The organism is Kitasatospora humi, assembly GCF_020907985.1.
Classification (GTDB): Bacteria; Actinomycetota; Actinomycetes; order Streptomycetales; family Streptomycetaceae; genus Kitasatospora; species Kitasatospora humi.
In genome coordinates this window covers 53,200-74,415 of the sequence record NZ_JAJJPA010000019.1, presented here as the reverse complement: position 1 = coordinate 74,415, position 21,216 = coordinate 53,200, and the positions used below count along the sequence as shown (strand labels likewise).

The window sequence follows — 21,216 nt, the reverse complement described above, 5'->3', positions numbered from 1 at the left end:
CGGCGAAATGCTGCGGAAACTGTGGATAACCCCCGACCTGTGGACAACTCCGGCAGAGCAGCGTCAGCAAAGCGCCGCCGAACGGGTGACATACTCCTCCCGACCAAGGTGTTATCCACAAGCTCGAAACCCCATTCGCCGGTTGTCGGCCGTGCGGGGTTACATAGATGCCATGAACCAGCCGATCCCCACCCCAGCCCCGCACTCCGGCGGACTGGCGACCAGCCCGGGTGCCCCTGCCGACGCCGCAGGCACCTCCGCTGCCGGAACGGTCGACCGCACGGCCGTCCGGGAACGCGCCGAGGCGGTGCTGCGCGAGCTCGCCGGTCCGAGCGCCCGGCTGCGGGACGACCAGTGGCTGGCCATTGAAGCACTGGTGGTCGACCGCCGCCGTGCACTGGTGGTGCAGCGGACGGGCTGGGGCAAGTCCGCCGTCTACTTCATCTCCACCGCCCTCCTGCGTGCCCGGGGCTCCGGTCCGACGGTGATCGTGTCCCCGCTGCTGGCCCTGATGCGCAATCAGGTTGAGTCGGCCGCTCGAGCAGGGATCCACGCACGCACCATCAACTCGGCCAACCCCGAGGAGTGGGAGACGATCCAGGCCGAGGTGTCTGCCGGCACGGTGGACATCCTGCTGGTCAGCCCAGAGCGCCTGAACAACCCTGACTTCCGCGACCACGTGCTGCCCAAGCTGGCCGCCTCCACCGGCCTGCTGGTGGTCGACGAAGCTCACTGCATCTCCGACTGGGGTCACGACTTCCGGCCCGACTATCGTCGACTGCGCACCATGCTCGCCGAGCTCTCCCCCGGTGTCCCCGTGCTGGCAACCACCGCCACCGCCAACGCGCGGGTCACCGATGACGTCGCCGAGCAGCTGGGTACTGCGGGCGCCGACGGCCGGGCCCTGGTGCTTCGCGGCCCGCTGGACCGGGAGAGCCTGACCCTGGCGGTTCTCCCGCTGCCCGACCCGGCGCACCGACTGGCCTGGCTCGCTGACCACCTCGACGAGCTGCCGGGTTCGGGGATCATCTACACCCTCACGGTGGCCGCTGCGGAGGAGGTGAGCGAGTTCTTGCAGAGCCGTGGTTATTCCGTAGCCTCCTACTCCGGCCGCACCGAGGATGCCGAGCGCCGCACCGCAGAGGCCGACCTGCTGGCCAACCGGGTCAAGGCGCTGGTGGCAACCTCCGCTCTCGGTATGGGTTTCGACAAGCCCGATCTCGGCTTCGTGGTCCACCTAGGATCCCCCGGCTCCCCTATCGCCTACTACCAGCAGGTAGGCCGAGCCGGCCGCGGCGTCGATCGAGCAGAGGTACTGCTGCTGCCCGGCCGAGAGGATGAGGCGATCTGGCGCTACTTCGCTTCCCTCGGCTTCCCACCAGAGGAGCAGGTCCGCCGGACGCTCGAGGCTCTGACTCAGGCTGATCGGCCGTTGTCGACGGCCGCGTTGGAAACCCACGTGGACATTCGCCGGGCTCGCCTTGAGACCATGCTCAAGGTCCTCGACGTGGACGGTGCGGTGCGCCGGGTGCGCGGCGGCTGGCTGGCGACCGGAGAGCCCTGGGTCTATGACGGCCCTCGGTACGCCAAGGTCGCCCGGGCCCGGGCCGACGAACAACAGGCGATGCGCGAATACGCGACCGGCCAGCTGTGCCGGATGGAGTTCCTGCGCCGGCAGCTGGACGACGACCTGGCCGCGCCGTGCGGGCGGTGTGATGTCTGCTCCGGAGCACGGCACAGCGCGGTTGTCTCCACCGAGGCGTTGGAAGCCGCCCGGGCGGCGCTGGGACGCCCGGGAGTCAGCTTTGAGCCGCGCCGACTCTGGCCGACCGGGATGGACACCCTCGGGGTCGCACTCAAGGGGAAGATCCCTGCCGATGAGCAGGCCCAGACCGGACGCGCCTTGGGCCGTCTGTCCGACATCGGCTGGGGCGGTCGGCTTCGGACCATCCTGGCCGAGAACGCACCGGACGCGCCGGTGCCCACCGACGTCCTGGACGCCTTGGTCACGGTGCTGGCCGACTGGGCCCGTGGCCCTGGCGGTTGGGCGAGTGGCGAACCTGATACCGCCCGGCCGGTCGGGGTGGTGGCGATGGCCTCCGCCGCCCGTCCGCAGCTGGTCGCATCGCTCGCCGGTCGGATCGCCGAGATCGGGCGGCTACCAATGCTGGGTCGGGTTGAGTACCGGCATGGCGAGCGACCGACGGGTGCGCGCAGCAACAGCGCCCAGCGACTGAAATCGCTCTCCGGAGCGTTGGTGGTGCCGACGGGACTGGCCGCTGCGCTGACCGAACTCCAGGGTCCGGTGCTGCTCGTGGATGACTTGGTTGACAGCGGCTGGACGGTCACGGTCGCTGCCCGGCTGCTCCGCCAAGCCGGTGCCCAGGTGGTACTGCCGCTGGCCTTGGCAGTGCAGGCCTGAGTCATCCTTGGCTGCACGGCTCACGAAGGCCGTCGGCTTCCGTGCGCCGCACAATTGGCCGTGGGGTCCACCGTAAGCCAGGGCATGGTGGCCCGACGCGCCTGAGGCCACTGGTTCAGCGAGCCCGAAACTCGTGGTCCAGTTGACCCAGAGGAGCCGTAGGCCTTCACGCACCCAGCGCCGGGGGCGTAGGCCCGGAGCAAGGCATGGCCGACATGCGGCGCTCAGATGGCCATCCCACCGAACACCGGACAGCGGCCAAGCCCAGGACGCAGTGATCCAGCAGCCCTGGGGTACGGGGCCCTCATCCCGTCCGGCGCCGGGGCCAGGTGAGTCCGGAGCAAGGCACGCCGAAGTGCGGAGCCTGGGTGGTGCACCCCGACCAGCGCCACCAGACGACCAAGCCCGAGGACGCGGTGCTCCAGTAGGAAATGCAGCCGTTCCTTGAGGCCCTCAAGCGCGTCTCGCTGTTGCCGAGCGCGGCGGAGACCACCGGCCCTCCGCACCTGACACCAGGCCGGCCAGGACAGGGCGGGTACTTGGTGAGCCCCGGAGCCAGATGGGCCGCCCGTCTGGACTTCTCGGGGAGCGACGCCAGCCTTGGGCCAAACGATCTGGCTGGTCACGGTACTGAAGGGCCCGCGGAATCTGTAGAGGGCGGATGGCTCCCGCCATCCCGGGACGATCCGTTCGAGGGGCTCGCGGCCATTCGGCTCTCGGCCGGCTGGGGGCCAGTTCACGGGCGCGTGCGGGCGGGGTGGTGACGACGTACCCGGAGGAAGTCTGTGCCATTTGGTGAATAAATCCGGCGAATCGCAGGTTTTGGGGCGCCCTTTGCTAGTTCATCGTTGCCGCCCGACGCATCTGCCGTGAGAATTGCAGCGTACCCAGAAGTCGGTCCCCAGGACCTGCCTTTGGCGTACTCACGGGTCCGCGCGATGCGCGGGCCGGGAAGGAGGACCATGATCCACGGCCTTGACCGCGGTCAGCTTTCTTCCGCCACGAGTCGGAGCATCGCTCTGGAGAGCTGGGCCACTGCGGGAGTGCCGCTACTGCGTGCCCCGCGTGACCTGGTCACCGAGCTGCATCAGCGTCATCTGCCGCAGCCCGGGACCACCGTGATAGCCGTGCTGGACCGCGACCACCGAGTGGTCGCCTCGGCCTCGGCCAGCGCTCGCCCACACGTGACGGACGGCTGGCAGCACCGGAACGTGCTGCTCACCCAGCTGCGCCAGATCACGCATCACGACCTCAGACTTCCCGCTCCGCGACGAACCGCCGTGCTGCTTCGCTGCCGTGACGGGGCGGCCGACTGGTGCGAGCAGGATGGTGCCTGGATGTGGGCTCTGCGGGACGCCGCCGCCCTGCACGGTCTGCGGTGTGGTGCCTACATCACACTGACGCCGTCCGGCTGGCACGTCTTCGGCGAGGGTCGCTTCGGGCGCAAGCCGCATGCGGGGTCCTGGGCACAGCGTCCGTTGCACACCGTCTCCGAGCTACCTCCGCGCCTTCCTGTGGCCGATCTCCCCGGACACTGCCACTCTGGGGGCTCAGCCGATCCCGGGCAACCAGTTCCCTCCTGGCAGGAGCTCTCAAGTGCCGGACGGGGACTCTCCCCTGCCGCCGGCTAGCCCCAGCGGGAAGCTCGTGCCAAGGCGCCCCGGCGCGCAGCACCCTGACGATCGGCCGCTCAAAGCGCTTGACCGCGCGATGCGTTCGACCGCTCGATGTGCTTGACCGTTCGTTGTGCTTCACCGCTCGATGCACTTGACCACTCGTCAGTCGAGGCAGTGCACAGCACAACCGGGCGTCGGGTTCCTGCAGTTCGTGTCGTCGGAACCCGACACCCGGCATCCGGCGCCCTGTCAGGCCGGTACCGGCTGCTCCACATGGATCTGGGTCCCGCTCAGCTGCGTGGTCGCTCCGCAGACCACGAGCAGCGAGCCCGCCGAGTTGCGCGCCTTCTCGACGGCGAGCACGGCCCGGCCCGGGTCGGCCGCCGCATCCAGCACAAGAACCACCACGTCACGGCTGGCCGGACGGGTCAACTCCAAGTCGGCGTAGAAGACATCGGTGCCCTCGGCCAGCTGCGCCCAGTAGCGATCCGCGCCGAAGGAGAGCTCGTGCTGCTGCCACGGATGGGGCTCGTCGGCGGTCAATACCAGGATGTCGCCGGGGTTGTGGCCCGACTCCAGCAGCAGGTCGACCGTCTCGTCAGCCCGCTCCAACGCTGCTCCCGGCGCCGCGGGAACCAGTTGGACCGCAGGCTTGGCGACCGGTGCGGCCGGTGCGGCATCCGGCCGCGGGCCCGGCTTGGGGATCCGCACCCGAGCCGCCACCTTCCCCGCAGGAGCAGCAGCAGCCGACGCGCCCTTCACCGCGGAAGGAGCGCCAGCCGGCGCAGCCTTCGCCGGACCTGAGTTGGGCGCCGCGGGAGGCGGCGGAGTCGGGCGCGGTCCTGGGCGCGGCCCCGGTCGCGGGCCGGGCCGAGGCCCGGGAACCGGAGCGGCAGCGGAGCGAGCCGCTTGCACCGTCCGATCGGCAGCGGCAGCCGTTGCGGCAGGGGACACCTGACCGGTGGCAGGCGGATTGAGGGCTTCTGCGTCCGACTCGCGGGGGAAGGGAACGCCGGGGCCCGGGATGCTCTCGTGAATCTCCGGCTCCTCGGGGAAGACAGGCATACCCGGATATCTATCAAATGCCGGTCGGATGCGCACGGGCGCCCCACCCATTGGGCCTCGAACCACCGAGCCCATCAGCGGAACGTGCTCCCGCAACCACTCCTGATGACCAGTCAGAAACCGAGCGTGAGCTGTTCGTCGCCGTCCGCATCCCGGCTCCGCTTCAGGTGGCTCCACTTCGGGAGCGCGTCCAGATAGGCCCAGGACAGTCGGTGCAGCTCGGTCGGCCCGAATTCCTCCAGCGCCGCACGATGCACCGGTGAGGGATATCCGGCGTTGTCCTCAAAACCGTAAGCGGGGTACTGCGGCGCCAATTCGGCCATCAGCGCGTCCCTGTGCACCTTGGCCAGTACCGAGGCCGCAGAGACGCAGACGCAGCTCTGGTCGCCCTTGATGACGGTGCGCACCCGCCAAGGTCCTCCGAGGTAGTTGTGCTTGCCGTCGAGGATCACCGCGTCCGGCTCGATCGGCAGTGCCTCCAGCGCGCGGACCGCGGCGAGGCGCAGGGCCGCCGTCATGCCGAGTTCGTCACACTCCTGCGCCGAAGCCTGCCCGATCGCCGAGGCAGTGACCCATGTCGCCAGTACCGGGGCCAGGTGCTCCCGACGGAGTGGGGTGAGCAGCTTGGAGTCGGTCAGGCCCTCCGGTGGCTTGCGCATCCCGGTCACCGCCGCGCCCACCGTCACCGGCCCGGCCCAGGCTCCACGTCCGACTTCGTCCAGCCCGACCACCACCCGTGCGCCGGCCCGGCGCAGCGAGCGCTCCACGCTGTGGGTTGGCGGCTCAAAGGGCATGGCGGCAGGTCCGTTTCAAGTAACGCGGGCAGTCGACGCGCGCAGAGCCAGCACCCGACCCCGCGCCCTCCACCCTACGACCACCGCAGGACCCACCGGTCCACCGCGGGACCCACCGGCCCGCCGCAGGACCAACCGGCCCGGCGTAGGACCCACCAGCCCGCCGCAGGGACCCACCGGTCCACCGCAGGACCCACCGGCCCGGGCGCAGAGTCGTTCGATCGACCGAAGGACCGTCCGGTCGCTCCGATCGAAGTAGGTCTTCGACCTCACCCCACAACGCCCCGACCACCCCGTGAGGCAGCCGGCGTCACCCCTTGACCGAGCCTGCCAGCAGACCCCGCACGAAGTACCGCTGCAGCGCGAAGAAGACGATCAGCGGCACCACCATCGTCAGGAACGCCCCGGCGGTGAGCAGCTCCCAGTGCCCGCCGAAGGACCCGGAGAGCTGGGCCAGGCGCACCGTCATCGGCGCCACGTCGGGTGTGCCGCCCGCGAAGGTCAGCGCCACCAGTAGGTCGTTCCAGACCCACAGGAACTGGAAGATCGCGAACGAGGCCAGCGCCGGTGCGCAGAGCGGCAGCACGATGGACCGGAAGATCCTGAAGTGCGAGGCGCCGTCCACCACTGCCGCCTCCATCAGGTCCTGCGGCAGTTGGGAGATGAAGTTGTGCAGCAGGAAGATGGCCAGCGGCATCGCGAACATGGTGTGCGCGAGCCAGACCGGGGCGTAGCTGTTCCCGGTGCCGAGTGGGGGGATCACCGTGAGCGCGCCCAGGTGGAAGCCGTGTGAGAAGAGCCGGAGCAGCGGAATCAGCGCCATCTGCAGCGGAACCACCTGCAGCGCGAAGATCACGAAGAAAAGGGTGTCGCTGCCCCGGAACCGCACCCAGGCCAGGGCGTAGGCGGCCATCGACGCCAGCACCAGTGGAAAGACGGTGGCCGGGATGCTGATCGCCAGCGAGTTGACCAGGTAGGGCATCATGCCACCGCTGACCCCGAACCCGCCCTCGAAGAGCACCGCATGGTAATTGGACAGTCCCAGATGCGGGTGGGTGAAGACGGTCCACCAACCGGTGTCCGCCACATCCTGCTTCGGCCGTAGCGAGGTGGCCAGCAGGCCCAGAGTGGGGATGGTCCACAGCGCCGTCATCACCACCACGAAGAGCGAGGCGAGCGGGCTGCTGAAGGACTTCCGCACCGCGCTGACGCCATTGCCCGGTCGGCCGCCCTTGACCTGCCGGCCGCCCCTGCCCGCCCGAACTCCGTTGGCCTCCCAGCCGCTCCTGCGCGCCCGACCACCGCTGTCCGCCCGGCCGCTCCTGCCCTTCCCACCACCGCTGTCCGCCCGGCCGCCCCTCCCCGTCCCACCACCGCTGTCCGCCCGGCCGCCCCTGTCCGTCCCACCACCGCTGTCCACCTGGCCGCCCCTGCCCGGTTGTCCGCTCATCGGCTGGCCCGCTCCTTCCGCAACTGGACGATGTTGTAGGCGACCAGCGGCAGCACCGCCATGAAGAGAAGGACCGCGAGCGCGCTCCCCCGCCCGACGTTGAACTGGGTGAAGGACTGCGAGTACATCTCGTTGGCCAGCACCTGCGTGCCGAAGTTGCCGCCGGTCATGGTGCGGACGATGTCGAAGGCCTTGAGCGTGATGAGCAGCACCGTGGTGAGCACCACCACCAGCGTGGTGCGGATCATCGGCACCGTGACGTACCAGAAGAGCCGCAGGCCCTTCGCGCCGTCCAGCCGCGCCGCCTCGGTGATCTCGTCGGGTATCGCCTTGATCGCGGCGGAGAGCACCACCATGGCGAACCCGGTCTGCACCCAGACCATCACCACCATCAGCAGGAAGGTGTTGAGCGGTTGGGAGAGGATCCAGTTCGGCGGATGTCGCCAGCCGAGCCAGATCGCCAGTTGGCTGAGCAGGCCGATCTGCGACTGCGAGGTGTCACGCCAGTCATAGACGAACTTCCAGATGATGCTCGCCCCGACCAGCGAGATCGCCATCGGCATGAAGATCAGCGACTTGTAGACGGACTGTCCGCGCATCCGGTCCACCAGCAGCGCCAGCGCCAGGCCGAGCCCGGTGGCCGCCACCGGGACGATCAGCAACCACAGCAGGGTGGTGAGCAGCACCTGGTGGATCGAGTCGTTGCCGAACGCCCAGTTGTAGTTGGCGGCGCCGACGAACCGGGTGCTGTCGTCGTTGTGGAAGCTCAGGAAGATCGTCCGGATCAGCGGGACCACCAGCCCCACCAGAACCAGCAGCAACGCCGGCCCGAGGAAGATCAGCACCGCGAGCGGCCGGGCGAAGCGGCCGGTGGCCCGCCCGGCGGCGAAGAACACCAGCAGCAGCACGGCCAGGAAGCCGGCGATCGCGCCCGCCGTGTTGCCGAACTTGATCACCGCGTCGTTCCACGAACCGGCGAGCTCAACCGCTCGCAGCCCGACAGCCCCATGCCCGGCACCGTCGAACGCGCCGTTACCGTACGCGACGGCACCGTGCCCGACACCGCCGTATCCGACACCCCCGTGCCCGACACCGCCGTACGCGACAGCGGCCTGCCCACCGCGCCCGGCGCCGTCGTACGCGACGCCCCCGTGGCCGGCCCAGAGATCCATGACCACCATGCGACCCTCCCGCCGCTCTACTGCGGCCAGGCGGCGTCGATGTCAGCGGCCACCTTCTGGACGGACTGCCCCTCGGCGAACCAGGCCGTCAGCGACTTCCACTCCTGCCCGGACCCGATCGCAGCCGGCATCATGTCTGATGCGTCGAAGCGGAAGGTGGACGCGGGATTGGTCAGCGCAGCAGCGGAGAGCTGGTCGATCGGGTCGGTGTAGAGGCTCTTGTCGACGCCCTGGTTGGCCGAGACCCAGCCGGGCGCGACCTTGATCCGCGAGTCGGCCCAGTCCGCGGTCGACAGGTAGTCCTGAACGGCCTGCACCTCGGGCCGGTTGGAGAAGGCCGTCACGAACTCGCCGCCGCCCTCGACCGGGTTGGTGATCGCCGGGTTCACCGCGGGCAGTTGGAAGGCGAAGATGTCGCCGTCCGGCCCGACCTTGGTGCCCTTGGGCCACTGCGCCTCGTAGAACGAAGCCTGCTGCAGCATCCAGCACTTGCCGGTGAGGATCGGCGTGCCGGCGTCCTGGAAGGTGGTGGTGGCGATCGACTTCACGTCGCCGATGCCGCCGTTGACCCAAGCCGGGTTCTGCATCCAGTTCGCCACCGTCTGCATGGACTGGATGATCTGCGGGTCGCTGAACTTGGTCTTGTGGCTGACCCACTGGTCGTAGACGTCACCGCCCTGGCCGCCGAGCACCACCTCCTCCAGCCAGTCGGTGGCCGGCCAGCCGGTCGCGGTGCCCGAACTGATACCGCCGCACCACGGCTTGCTGCCGTTGGCACCGGCCTTGGCGATCTTGTCGCTGAGCGCCATCAGGTCGGCCCAGGTCTTCGGCACGTCATAGCCGGCCTGCTTGAAGGCCTTGGGCGAGTACCAGACCAGGGACTTCATGTTGGCGCTCATCGGGGCCGCGTAGAAGGTCCCGTCGACCGAGCCGTAGCTCTTCCAGACCGGGCTCCACTGGTTCTCGTTGGCCTCGGTGCGGGCCGACGGCTTGGCCACCTTCCCGGTCTTGACCATCTGGGCCAGCAGCCCGGGCTGGGGAATGATCGCCAGGTCGGGTGCGTTGCCGCCGGCCACACGCACCGGCAGCTGGGACTCGAAGTCGTTGGAACCCTCGTAGGAGATCTGGATCCCGGTGCACTTGCTGAAGTCCGCCCATGACTTCTCCAGCGAGTCCGACTCCGGGCTGGTGATCGACGCGAACATCGTCACCTTGGTGCCCGAATGCCCCGCGTAGGGCTGGAACTTGGCGCAGTCCCCGGCGAGCGTGGTCGGCCCGCCGCCGCCCCCGCCGCCCGAACTGTTGGAGCAGGCCGAGACCAGGGCCAGGCCGAGCAGAGCGGGTGCGACGATCAGGTTCCTACGAAGCCGGACACTCAAGATGCTGTTCACTGCGTTCTCCTGCGGCCTGGAACGGACGACGAGCGGACGAACGGGACGAACGAAGAGCAGGTGCGGGCAAAGAGCAGGTGCGGGCAGAGAGTAGGTGCGGCAAAGAACATGTGCGCGCAAAGAACAGGTGCGCGCGAAAAGAGCAGGTGCGGGCGCGGCACTGAACGAGTCGACGATGACGTGTAGTTGGCGCTGATCCTCGGCAACTGATCCGACGACGGTAACGTATTGATCATCCGGCGCCAAGGGACCGGACCATGGTTGCTTGCCCGCCCGGGCCGGAGCCGAAAACGACTCCGGTGCGCGGAGTCGACGAAAGGTCGACTCCGCGCACCGGGCGTCCTGTCGCCGCAGCCGGGCCGACACGACATCGAGCCCGCGACGACGCCGGCAATCCACGGCCGTCAGAACAACCGGATCGGCAACTCCTGCAGGCTGTTCACCACCATCGAGGCGGTCGGCCGCAGCTCGCCGTCCGGCACCGCCAGCGCCAACCCGGGGAACCGATCGAAGAGCGCGGGCAGCGCCACCTGCGCCTCCAGCCGGGCCAGCGGCGAACCCGGGCAGACGTGCGGGCCGTGCCCGAACGACAGGTGCCGGTTGGGGCTGCGGGTGATGTCGAACAGCTCGGCGGTCACCCCGTGCTGCTGCGGGTCCCGGCCGATCGCGTTGTAGGAGATCAGCACCGGGTCGCCGGCCGGCACCACCACGCCGTCCCCCACCTCGATCGGCTCGGCAGCGAAACGGAACAGGAAGTTGCTGGTCGGCGGCGTCCAGCGGAGCGACTCCTCGACGACCGCGTCCCAACCCACCTGCCCGGAGCGGACCAGCGCCAACTGGTCGGGGTGGGTGAGCAGGGCCCGCACCGCATTGGTGATCAGGTTCACCGTGGTCTCGTGCCCGGCCGCGATGATCACCCGGATGGTGGCCGCCGCCTCCTCGTCGGTGAGCGCACTGCCCTCCAGGTCGGCCGCGAGCAGCGCGCTCGCCAGGTCGTCGCGGGGCGCCGCACGGCGCTGCCGCACCACATCGTTGACGAAGGCGTTGAGCGCCGCGATGGTGGCCTGGATGCCGGCCGGGTCGGGCACGCTGCTCAGGAACACCTCGTAGAGGCCGCGCAGGTATCCGTGGTCGGCCGGGTCGAGACCGAGCAGCGAGCCGATCACCGACATCGGCAGCGGGAACGCGAAGGCGCTCTTCAGGTCCACCACCGGCTCACCGGCGGCCAGCTCGTCCAGCAACCGTCCCGTGAGCAGTTCCACCTGAGGGCGCAGCAGCTCCACCCGACGCGGCGTGAACGCCTGCGCCACCAGCGCGCGCAGCCGCCGGTGCTCCTCCCCGTCGGTGGTGACCATGCTCGGCCCGGGCACCGCCAGCCCGATCAGCGGCCAGTCGCGCGGCACCTCACCGCGCTGCAGGGCGGCCCAGTGCTTGGCGTCCTTGACCAGCCGGTGGTCCGTCAGCAGCGCCCGGGCCGCCGAGTGCCGGGTGACCGCCCAAGCCGGCACCCCGCCGGGCAGCAGCACCCGCACCACCGGCCCGGCCGCCCGCAGCAACGCGCCCTCAGCAGCGCTGTCCCGCGCGAACGGGTCCAGCGTTATGACCGTCTGCGTCACCGGAAAGCCCCTCCTCCCGTGTCGGCGGCCGGGGTGAAGCTCACCGGCAGCGCTACCAGTGCCCGCACCCAGGGCGAGGGCCGCCAGACCAGGGCGTGCTCGGCCACCGCCAGGCCCAGGTCTGGCAGCCGGTCGAGCAGCACCTCGACGGCGGTGGCGGCGATCACCTCGGCGGCCTCCTGCGCCGGGAACGGGCAGCGGTGCTCCCCGTGCGAGAAGCTCATGTGGGCGTGGTTGCCCTCCGGCGCCGAGCCGTCCGGCAGCCGCACCGCCGGGTCCGCGTTGGCCCCGGCGAAGCCGAGCAGCAGCATGTCGCCCGCGGCGATCTTCTGCCCGCCCAGCTGGGTGTCGCGGATCGCCCAGCGGCCCGCGAAGTTCTGCGTCGGGGTGTCCTCCCAGAGCGCCTCGGTGAGCGCCTGCCCGACACTGCGCCGCCCGCCCGAGAGCGAGGCCGCGAACCGCTCGTCGGTCAGCATCAGCCGCAGCGCGTTGGCGATCCAGTAGGCGCTCGGCTGGTGCCCGGCGATCAGCAGCACGCGCAGGTCGCGGATCACTTCGTCGTCGGTCAGCCCGGCCGGGTGCACCAGCAGCCGCGAGGTGACGTCGGCGCCGGGCCGGGCCCGCTTGGCCTCCACCAGCTCCGTCATCACGGCGATGAGCTGCTGCGCCCCCTGCTGGGCGTTGGCGCCGCCGTCCAGCATGTCCAGCAGCCCCTGGATCAGCACCGGCACCTGGGACGGGTCCAGACCGAGCATCCAGCAGAGCACCAGCAGCGGCATCCGGTGGGCGTACTCGGTGACCAGGTCGGCCTCGCCGCGGCCGGCGAAATCGTCGATCAGCCGGTCGGCGACGCGCTCGCTGTAGGTCTTCAGCTCGTACGGGTCGACCGCGGCCAGCGCGTCGGTGATCGCGGCCGAGCGCCGCTGGTGCTCGCTCCCCTCGGCGTAGAGGATCGACGGCACCGGGGCCATCATCGGCCGCAGCGGCCAGTCCTCGGGGATCGACGGCCAGGCGTTCCAGCGGGTGGAGTCCCGGCCGAAGACCTTGGGCTGGCTGGTCACCAGCTGCAGCTCGCGGTAGCCGATCACCAGCCAGGCCGACACCCCGCCGGGCAGCTCGACGGGGGCCACCGGCCCGTGCGCGGCCCGCAGTTCGCGGTACACCTGACCGGGGTCGGTCTGGAACCGGGGCCCGTACAGCGCGGCGGCGCCGCGGTGCGCCGGGCAGCCGGGGGGCGGGGTGGTCGCCGGTTCGGTCACGAGAGGTTCTCCCCATCAGCGTCGGCCGACCCGTACTGGGCCGCGGCCAGCTCGGTCAGGTGGCGGACCAGAGTGATCAGCACCTGCTTGCCGGACTCCTTCGCACGGGCGTCGCAGTCCAGCAGCGGCACCTCGGGCGACAGGTCGAGCGCCTCGCGGACCTGCTCCAGGGTGTGCCGGGGCGGCTCGAAGTTGTTGCGCGCCACCACGAACGGCATCCCATGGTGCTCCAGCCGGTCGATGGCGTAGAAGGAGTCCTCCAGCCGTCGCGGGTCGACCAGCACCACCGCGCCGAGCGCACCGGAGAACAGCCGGTCCCAGAGGAACCAGAAGCGCTCCTGCCCGGGCGCGCCGAACAGGTAGAGCACGCTCTCGGCGGAGAGGGTGATCCGCCCGAAGTCGAAGGCGACCGTGGTGGACCGCTTGTCCGCCACCGCCGACGGATCGTCGACTCCGACGCCCGCCTTGGTCATCACCTCTTCGGTGGTCAGCGGACGGATCTCGCTGACCGCACCGACCAGGGTGGTCTTGCCGACGCCGAACCCGCCGACCACGACGATCTTCCAGGCATTGTCGGTGGTGCTGCGCAGCGGCGTCCGGGCGGGACGGGCGGCTTCGAGGACGGCGGTGCCGGGGACGCCGGCAGCACCCGGGGCACCGGCGGTGCCGAAGGCACCCGGGGCGTCAGAGCCGTTGGAGTCCATGCAGCACCTGCTTCAGCGTGTCGACGTCGGGCAACCGGTTGGTCCGCGGGGCGAACCGGGGGTGACGGGCGGTGATCCGGCCGGCCTCCAACAGGTCGCCGAGCAGGATCTTGATCACGCTGACCGGCAGCTCCAGCTCGGCGGAGAGCTCCACCACGGCGATCGGGTGCTCGGCCAGCCGCAGGATCCGCGCGTGCTCGGACTGCATGCCGGGCACCGGCGCGCTCTCCGCGACGATCAGCGTCACCACGTCGAAGGCGTCGGTGGCGGGCCGGCTGCGGCCACCGGTCACCGTGTAGAGGCGGTCCGGGCCGTCGTCGGGCCCGAGCCGCCGACGGCCGGTCATGCCTCCCCGGCGGTGGCGTCCTCGCGCGGCGGCGCACTCAGGAACTCGCCGATCTGCTCGATCAGGGCGTGCATGTTGTGGCCGACCAGGCCGACGTCGGCGCTGTCCTCGGTGATCACGGCCAGGTGCGCGCCCTGGCCGGCCTCCACGATGCACAGGATGCCGCCGTGGAACTCGGTCATCGACTGGCGCACCCCGCCGGTGCCGTCGCCGAACTCGATCGAGGCGCCGTGCGCGAGGCTCTGGATCCCGGAGGCGATGGCGGCCAGCTGGTCGGCCTGGTCCTCGGTCAGGCCGGTGCTGTGGCAGAGCTTCAGGCCGTCGGCGGAGAGCACCAGGGCGTGCCGGGAGTCGGGCGTGTTGGCCAGCAGGTTCTCCAACAGCCAGTCGAGGTCGCGATCGGTGGTGCTGCTCATCGGGGGTCGTCCTTCGGGAAGTCGGTGGGTGGCGCGGGATCGGGCACGGGCACAACGGTTCGGGCGCCCTGCACGGCCTGCCGGAAGGCACCGAGCCGGGCGGCGTTCGGCGGTCGGCGCCGCACCGCGGGGGCTGCGGGCGCCGGGTCGGCCGATGCGGCCAGGGTCTGACCGCGGCGGCGCTTGGGCAGGTCGCTGCCGCCGGTCGGCGGCGCGGGCACGCTCTCAACGACGTCGGCCTCGGGAGCCCTGGTTCCGTCCGAGGTGGCGTCGGCCTCGGGAGCCCTGGTTCCGTCCGAGGTGGCGTCAGCCGCGGGCAGCACAACCGGAACCGTGGGCCGGGCAGCCGGCAGCGCGGGCCGGCCCGGGGCGGCGGGAACCGGCGCCGCGGGAGCCGGTGCCGCGGGCGGGAGCGCCGCCGGGACCTCCGGCTGCCGGTCCTCCGGCTCGGGGTGGCTCACCAGCTGCGCCGGCACCAGCACCACCACACCCGTGCCGCCGCGCGACGAGGGCCGGAAGGAGATCGACAGGCCGTGCTTGCGGGCCAGCGCGCCGACCACCGCGAAGCCCAGCCTCGTTCCGGCGGAGAGCGCGGTCAGGTCGAGCGGCTCACCGGAGACCGCCTGCTCGGCCCGGCGCAGCCAGACCTCGGAGAGCCCGAGGCCGCCGTCCTCCACGGTGACCGCCAGGCCGGTGTGCAGCTCTTCGACGTAAACGTGCACTTCGGCCGGCGGAGCGGAGAAGTTGGCGCCGTTGTCCATCAGTTCGGCCAGGACGTGCATCACGCCCTCGGCGGCGAAGCCGGCCACCGACGCGGTGCTGGCCGAGTGCAGCCGCACCCGCCGGTAGGCGCCGATCCGGCCGAGCGCACCGCGCAGCACGCTCTCCACCGGGATCGGCCTGGTCCACCGGCGGCCGCTGCGAGCGCCGGTGAGCACGGCGATGCTGTCCGCCATCCGTCCGACCTGGGCGGTGCTGTGGTCGAGGCTCAGCAGATCGCCGAGGACCGCCTCGTCGTGCCGGTGCTGCATCTCGCGCAGCTCGGCGTGCATGCTGGTGGCCAGGGCCTGCACCCGGCCGGCGGCGGTCGCGCAGACCGCCAGGGCGGCGGCCCGCTGGCGCTCGCCGTGCGCGACCTCGCGGGCCAGCAACGCCAGCAGGTCCTCGTGGGCGGTCTGCCGGTGCTCCACCAGGACGGTCTCCACCGAGGCGCCGGCCCGCAGCCTGCGGACCACCTCGGGAATGGTGTGCTCGGCCAGCTTGACCAGTTCGGCCCGCTCGTCGTCGGCCGCGGCCCGGGCGGCGGCCGCCTCGCTGCGGGCTTCCATGGCCTCCGCCCGGGCGGCCAGGGTCTCGGCGCGGGCTGCCTCGGCGTCGGTCCGGCTCGCCTGGGCGCGGGCCCGGGCGGCCTGCGCCTCGGCCATCGCGTCGGCGGTGGCGGCCTCCGCCCGCACCACGGCGGCCAGCGCGGCTTCGCCCTTGGTCCGGGCGGTGGCCAGCTGGGCGGCCAGGTGACGGGCCCGGCGGCGCTGGACGAGGGCGGCGGCGACCGCGGCGCACCAGGCCGCGGCGGCGACCACGGACCACAGGCCGACCGCGGTGCGGTCCCGCTCGGGGGCCGCCGCCGTGGCGGCGATCACGGCGGCTGCGGCGACCAGCACGGCCGCCAGCGCCGCGAGCAGTGTGGCGGGTCTGCCGGTGAGGCGTGAGCGTGCGGTCATCGGTCGGTTCCTCGGCGGGGTCGGGATCGGGCAGGCGACAGCGCACCGGCCCCCCGGCGGCCGGGAGCAGCATGATCAGTTCACGCGGTCAACAGATGATATCGACTTAGATATTCCGCTCAAACGTTCAGTTGACGTGACGTCTGTCAAATGCGCCGCACCTGTGGCAGGGCGGGGCCACCGAATGGTCCCCCGGGCACGCGAAAGGCGGGGCCACCGGATGGTCCGGTGGCCCCGCCCGTTCACCGCCGAGTCAGCGGGACGCCAGTGCCCGCTCGCGCGGAATCAGCTGCAGCCGCTGGTGGAGCCGCACCCCTCGCACAGGTAGCAGCTGCCCGCGCGGCGCATCTTGGTGCCGCAGGAGAAGCAGAGCGGCGCATCGGCGTTCATGCCGAGCTGGATCTCCAGCAGCTCCGTCGAGTTGTGCGGAGCCTTGGAGACGGTCGGCGCCGGCTCGACCGCCGGGGCCGGCTTGCCGAGCTGGCTGGCCAGCGGCGCGGACTGGGCCAGGCCCTCGACGTCCACGTCGTCCTCGAGCGGCTCGTAGGAGCCGGTCTCCAGGTGGCGCTGGCGCTCCTCGACGGAGTGGATGCCGAGCGCCGAACGGGTCTCGAACGGCAGGAAGTCCAGCGCCAGGCGGCGGAAGATGTAGTCGACGATCGACTGGGCCATCCGCACGTCCGGGTCGTCCGTCAGACCGGCCGGCTCGAAGCGCATGTTGGTGAACTTCGAGACGTAGGTCTCCAGCGGGACGCCGTACTGCAGGCCGACCGACACGGCGATGGAGAAGGCGTCCATCATGCCCGCCAGGGTGGAGCCCTGCTTGGACATCTTGAGGAAGACCTCGCCGAGACCGTCGTCCGGGTAGGAGTTGGCGGTCATGTAGCCCTCGGCGCCGCCCACCGTGAAGGAGGTGGTGATGCCGGGACGGCCCTTGGGCAAGCGCTTGCGGACCGGGCGGTACTCGACCACCTTCTCCACGGCGGCCGGCGCGGCGGCCGCGGCCGGCGCCTCCTTCGCGTCGTCGCCCTTCTTCTTGGCCGACAGCGGCTGGCCCACCTTGCAGTTGTCGCGGTAGATCGCCAGCGCCTTGACGCCCAGCTTCCACGCCTCGAAGTAGATCTCCTCGACCTCCTCGACGGTGGCGTTCTCCGGCATGTTGACCGTCTTGGAGATCGCGCCGGAGATCCACGGCTGGATCGCCGACATCATCCGGACGTGGCCCATCGGGGAGATGGAGCGCTCGCCCATGGCGCAGTCGAAGACCTCGTAGTGCTCGGTCTTCAGGCTCGGGGCACCGAGCACGTTGCCGTGCTCGGCAATGTGCGCCACGATCGCCTCGACCGCCTCACCGTGGTAACCCAGGCGCTGGAGGGCGCGCGGCACGGTGTTGTTGACGATCTGCATCGAGCCGCCGCCGACCAGCTTCTTGAACTTGACCAGGGCGAGGTCGGGCTCGACGCCGGTGGTGTCGCAGTCCATCATCAGACCGATGGTGCCGGTCGGGGCCAGCACCGAGGCCTGGGCGTTGCGGAAACCGTTCTGCGCGCCGATCCGCAGCACGTCCTGCCAGGTCTCGTTGGCGGCGGCCCACACCGGGGCGTCCAGGTCGTCCAGCGCGACGGCGGCCAGGCTGGCGTCCGCGTGCTGCTTCATGACCCGCTGGTGCGGGGCGGCGTTGCGGGCGTAGCCGTCGTACGGGCCGACCACGCCGGCCAGTTCGGCACCGCGGCGGTAGGCGGTGCCGGTCATCAGCGAGGTGATCGCACCGGCCAGCGCGCGGCCGCCGTCCGAGTCGTAGGCGTGGCCGGTGGCCATCAGCAGCGCGCCCAGGTTGGCGTAGCCGATGCCCAGCTGGCGGTAGGCCCGGGTGGTCTCGCCGATCTTCTCGGTCGGGAAGTCGGCGAAGCAGATCGAGATGTCCATCGCGGTGATGACCAGCTCGACCACCTTGGCGAAGGTCACCGCGTCGAAGCTGTCGTCCTCGCGCAGGAACTTCATCAGGTTCAGCGAGGCCAGGTTGCAGCTGGAGTTGTCCAGGTGCATGTACTCGGAGCAGGGGTTGGACGCGTTGATCCGGCCGGACTCCGGGCAGGTGTGCCAGTGGTTGATGGTGGAGTCGTACTGGATGCCCGGATCGGCGCAGGCCCAGGCCGCCTCGGCCATCTTGCGGAACAGCTTCTTGGCGTCGACGGTCTCGATGACCTCGCCGGTCAGCCGGGCCCGCAGGCCGAACTCGGTGCCGTTCTCCACCGCCGTCATGAACTCGTCCGAGACCCGGACCGAGTTGTTGGCGTTCTGGTACTGGACGGAGGTGATGTCGTCGCCGCCCAGGTCCATGTCGAAGCCCGCGTCCCGCAGCGCGCGGATCTTCTCCTCCTCCTTCACCTTGGTGTCGATGAAGGCCTCGACGTCCGGGTGGTCCACGTCGAGCACCACCATCTTGGCGGCCCGCCGGGTGGCGCCGCCGGACTTGATGGTGCCGGCGGAGGCGTCCGCGCCGCGCATGAAGGAGACCGGGCCGGAGGCGTTGCCGCCGGAGGTGAGCAGCTCCTTGGAGGAGCGGATCCGGGAGAGGTTCAGGCCGGCGCCGGAGCCGCCCTTGAAGATCATCCCCTCTTCCTTGTACCAGTCCAGGATCGAGTCCATGGAGTCGTCCACGGCCAGGATGAAGCAGGCGCTGACCTGCTGCGGCTGCTTGGTGCCGACGTTGAACCAGACCGGGGAGTTGAAGCTGAACACCTGGTGGAGGAGGGCGTGGGTCAGCTCGTGCTCGAAGATCTCGGCGTCGACGGCGGAGGCGAAGTAGCCGTTCTTCTCACCGGCGGCGCGGTAGGTCAGCACCACCCGGTCGATGATCTGCTTCAGGCTCCACTCGCGCTGCGGGGTGCCCACGGCGCCGCGGAAGTACTTGCTGGTGACGATGTTGACCGCGTTCACCGACCAGAAGTCGGGGAACTCGACGCCGCGCTGCTCGAAGTTGATCGAGCCGTCGCGCCAGTTGGTCATGACGACGTCGCGCCGCTCCCAGGTGACCTCGTCATAGGGGTGGACCCCGGGGGTGGTGTAGATGCGCTCGATCCGCAGACCGCCCTTGGGGGCCTTACCGCCCTTGCCGGCCTTCTCGGACTTCGACCCGCGCGCGCTGCCGCTCGTGGTGTCTGTCACTTCTCCTCCTCCTGGGCAAACGCCCGGCATACCCCAATTGTCGCTTCTCGGGGTGTGCTGCTTCGCTTCTCCTGGTGGGCGGGCAGGCCGGGGACGCCGACCGGTTCGCACCGTCTGTAAGGGTTTGCGCGCCGTTTTCGGGCACGCCTGAGCCCCAGGGGGCGTGGGTAACCGCCTCCTAGGGCGCCGCGGCCGGGACGGGCACGGCGGAGCCGTCCTCGTCCTGCGCGGTGGTGGACTGCTCCGCGCCTCGCAACTCCGCGATGGCGGCCTCGAAGTCCGAGAGCCCGTCGTACGCCTGGTACACCGAGGCGAACCGCAGGTAGGCGACGACGTCCAGCTCCTTCAGCGGGCCGAGTATGGCCAGGCCCACGTCATGCGTGGAGAGTTCGGCGCTGCCACTGGCCCGCACGCACTCCTCCACCCGTTGGCCGAGCAGCGCCAGGGCGTCCTCGGTGACCGGTCGGCCCTGGCAGGCCTTGCGGACCCCGGAGATCACCTTCTCGCGGCTGAACGGCTCGGTCACCCCGCTGCGCTTGATCACCATGAGCGCGGCCGTCTCCACCGTGGTGAACCGCCGACTGCAGTCGGGGCACTGCCGGCGGCGGCGGATCGCACTGCCGTCGTCAGTGGTACGACTGTCGACCACACGGCTGTCGGAGTGCCGGCAGAAGGGGCAGTGCACGGGGACTCCCTTCCTGGGCGAACCGGCTGAGCGGGCTGGGCAGACCCATAGTCTAGGCCACCCGTTCAAGATCCAATGACATGGGGACCACAACCTGTGGGCTGCGAGCAGCTATCCAACCACTAGATCTAGCGTGACGCACCCTTCAACACGCCGGACGCGCAGTGGCCCCGGAATCACCCGGCGCGATCGCCGCTGGTCAGTCGTGGCGACGATTTCGACCACTCGCCCGAACGGCTGGGGAGGAGCAGGCTAGAATCACTGATCGAACATTTAATCGACAGCACATACACCCAATGCCTTGATCGAGTCATGCGGACCCGAAATAATTCACTCGAACGTGTGTTTGGCGCAACCTTTCGATAGGTGCTGCCGTTGGGCTGGGCAAGCAGGGAAGACCGCCCGTCGAGAGGGGCCGCCATGAACACCGTACAGACCAGTAGCTCCAGCAACACCGCTCTCCAGAACACCATTGCCGACGGCCGCGGCATCCCGGTACAGGAGGACCGCAGCAGCATGGACCGCAGCGACAGCTCCCGTCCCGGCGGCGCGCCGGGCTTCCTGCAGGACCAGCCGGTCGAGCACGCCTCCGTCCAGGACGTGCCGCTCGGCCTGCCCGGCAGCCAGGTCCGCTCGCTGCCCGGCCGGCCGCCGGGCATCCGCACCGACGAGGCAGGGCTGACCGAGCGGCAGCGCAGGGTGATCGACGTGATCCGGGATTCGGTGCAGCGCCGCGGCTATCCGCCGAGCATGCGGGAGATCGGCCAGGCGGTCGGGCTCTCCTCCACCTCCTCGGTGGCGCACCAGCTGATGGCCCTGGAGCGCAAGGGGTTCCTGCGGCGCGACCCCCACCGCCCGCGCGCCTACGAGGTGCGCGGCGTCGAGGTCACCCGCCCCAACACCGCCGACGCCGCGGGCCGCCCCTCCACCTCCTACGTGCCCCTGGTCGGCCGGATCGCCGCCGGCGGGCCGATCCTCGCCGAGCAGACCGTCGAGGACGTCTTCCCGCTGCCCCGCCAGCTGGTCGGCGAGGGCGAGCTGTTCGCGCTCACCGTGCGCGGTGACTCGATGATCGAGGCGGCCATCTGCGACGGGGACTGGGTCACCGTGCGCCGCCAGCCGGTCGCCGAGAACGGCGACATCGTGGCCGCCATGATCGACGGCGAGGCCACCGTCAAGCGCCTCAAGCGCGAGGACGGCCGGATCTGGCTGCTGCCGCACAACCCGGCCTACGAGCCGATCCCGGGCGACAACGCGACCATCCTGGGCAAGGTCGTCGCGGTACTGCGCCGCCTCTGACCCGGGCACGCCCCCGCCCCTCCTGCTCCTGACGGGCCGTCGGTCATCCGACGGCCCGTCAGTCCTGTCCGGACGGAGGCGTT

Annotated in this window: 16 protein-coding genes; 3 read left to right on the top strand and 13 right to left on the bottom strand. The window is 70.6% G+C overall.

Annotated features, from left to right (window positions below; all coding sequences use genetic code 11):
* The first annotated feature begins 172 nt into the window (after positions 1-172).
* Both LN042_RS19380 and LN042_RS19375 read left to right on the top strand, forming a co-directional pair.
* The gene (locus LN042_RS19380) at positions 173-2,422 is read left to right on the top strand and encodes a RecQ family ATP-dependent DNA helicase (RefSeq protein WP_230052530.1); all 2,250 of its coding nucleotides are present in this window, start codon (positions 173-175) and stop codon (positions 2,420-2,422) included.
* Between the two features lie 962 nt (positions 2,423-3,384).
* On the top strand, positions 3,385-4,053 hold the full coding sequence (locus LN042_RS19375; protein ID WP_230052529.1) for a hypothetical protein: 669 nt from the start codon (positions 3,385-3,387) through the stop codon (positions 4,051-4,053).
* Positions 4,054-4,287: 234 nt separating this feature from the next.
* On the opposite strand, the gene LN042_RS19370 is transcribed toward LN042_RS19375, so the two are convergent.
* The 13 genes from LN042_RS19370 to nrdR form a co-directional block, all read right to left on the bottom strand.
* The gene (locus LN042_RS19370; protein ID WP_230052528.1) at positions 4,288-4,749 is read right to left on the bottom strand and encodes a hypothetical protein; all 462 of its coding nucleotides are present in this window, start codon (positions 4,747-4,749) and stop codon (positions 4,288-4,290) included.
* 467 nt (positions 4,750-5,216) lie between these two features.
* Complete coding sequence (rnhB, locus tag LN042_RS19365) at positions 5,217-5,897, bottom strand: ribonuclease HII (protein ID WP_230052527.1); 681 nt, start codon at positions 5,895-5,897, stop codon at positions 5,217-5,219.
* 310 nt (positions 5,898-6,207) lie between these two features.
* A complete protein-coding gene (locus tag LN042_RS19360) occupies positions 6,208-7,347 on the bottom strand; it encodes a carbohydrate ABC transporter permease (RefSeq protein ID WP_230052526.1) in 1,140 nt (379 codons plus the stop codon).
* Positions 7,344-8,528 (bottom strand): carbohydrate ABC transporter permease, encoded by a 1,185-nt coding sequence (locus tag LN042_RS19355; protein ID WP_230052525.1) that lies wholly within the window; start codon positions 8,526-8,528, stop codon positions 7,344-7,346. Before LN042_RS19355 ends, LN042_RS19360 begins: the two co-directional genes overlap by 4 nt.
* 17 nt (positions 8,529-8,545) lie before the next feature.
* Positions 8,546-9,919: an ABC transporter substrate-binding protein gene (locus LN042_RS19350; protein WP_230052524.1), complete on the bottom strand. Its 1,374-nt coding sequence runs from the start codon at positions 9,917-9,919 to the stop codon at positions 8,546-8,548.
* 404 nt (positions 9,920-10,323) lie between these two features.
* The gene (locus tag LN042_RS19345; protein WP_230052523.1) at positions 10,324-11,535 is read right to left on the bottom strand and encodes a cytochrome P450 family protein; all 1,212 of its coding nucleotides are present in this window, start codon (positions 11,533-11,535) and stop codon (positions 10,324-10,326) included.
* Positions 11,532-12,794 carry a cytochrome P450 gene (locus LN042_RS19340; protein WP_230052522.1) on the bottom strand — a complete coding sequence of 421 codons (1,263 nt, stop codon included), beginning with the start codon at positions 12,792-12,794 and terminating at the stop codon, positions 11,532-11,534. Before LN042_RS19340 ends, LN042_RS19345 begins: the two co-directional genes overlap by 4 nt.
* A complete protein-coding gene (locus LN042_RS19335; RefSeq protein WP_230052521.1) occupies positions 12,791-13,498 on the bottom strand; it encodes a GTP-binding protein in 708 nt (235 codons plus the stop codon). Before LN042_RS19335 ends, LN042_RS19340 begins: the two co-directional genes overlap by 4 nt.
* A complete protein-coding gene (locus LN042_RS19330) occupies positions 13,479-13,844 on the bottom strand; it encodes a DUF742 domain-containing protein (RefSeq protein ID WP_230052520.1) in 366 nt (121 codons plus the stop codon). Before LN042_RS19330 ends, LN042_RS19335 begins: the two co-directional genes overlap by 20 nt.
* Complete coding sequence (locus LN042_RS19325) at positions 13,841-14,260, bottom strand: roadblock/LC7 domain-containing protein (RefSeq protein ID WP_230052519.1); 420 nt, start codon at positions 14,258-14,260, stop codon at positions 13,841-13,843. The genes LN042_RS19330 and LN042_RS19325 overlap by 4 nt, the downstream gene beginning before the upstream one ends.
* Positions 14,257-15,981 (bottom strand): ATP-binding protein, encoded by a 1,725-nt coding sequence (locus tag LN042_RS19320; protein WP_230052518.1) that lies wholly within the window; start codon positions 15,979-15,981, stop codon positions 14,257-14,259. Before LN042_RS19320 ends, LN042_RS19325 begins: the two co-directional genes overlap by 4 nt.
* A gap of 285 nt (positions 15,982-16,266) precedes the next feature.
* Positions 16,267-19,149 (bottom strand): vitamin B12-dependent ribonucleotide reductase, encoded by a 2,883-nt coding sequence (locus LN042_RS19315; protein ID WP_230052517.1) that lies wholly within the window; start codon positions 19,147-19,149, stop codon positions 16,267-16,269.
* A gap of 178 nt (positions 19,150-19,327) precedes the next feature.
* Positions 19,328-19,834, bottom strand: coding sequence for a transcriptional regulator NrdR (gene nrdR, locus LN042_RS19310; protein ID WP_230052516.1), 507 nt, complete (start codon positions 19,832-19,834; stop codon positions 19,328-19,330).
* Positions 19,835-20,254: 420 nt separating this feature from the next.
* Between nrdR and lexA the strand changes: the two genes are divergently transcribed.
* Positions 20,255-21,133, top strand: a complete 879-nt coding sequence (lexA, locus tag LN042_RS19305) for a transcriptional repressor LexA (protein ID WP_230052515.1) — start codon at positions 20,255-20,257, stop codon at positions 21,131-21,133.
* Positions 21,134-21,216: the final 83 nt, after the last annotated feature.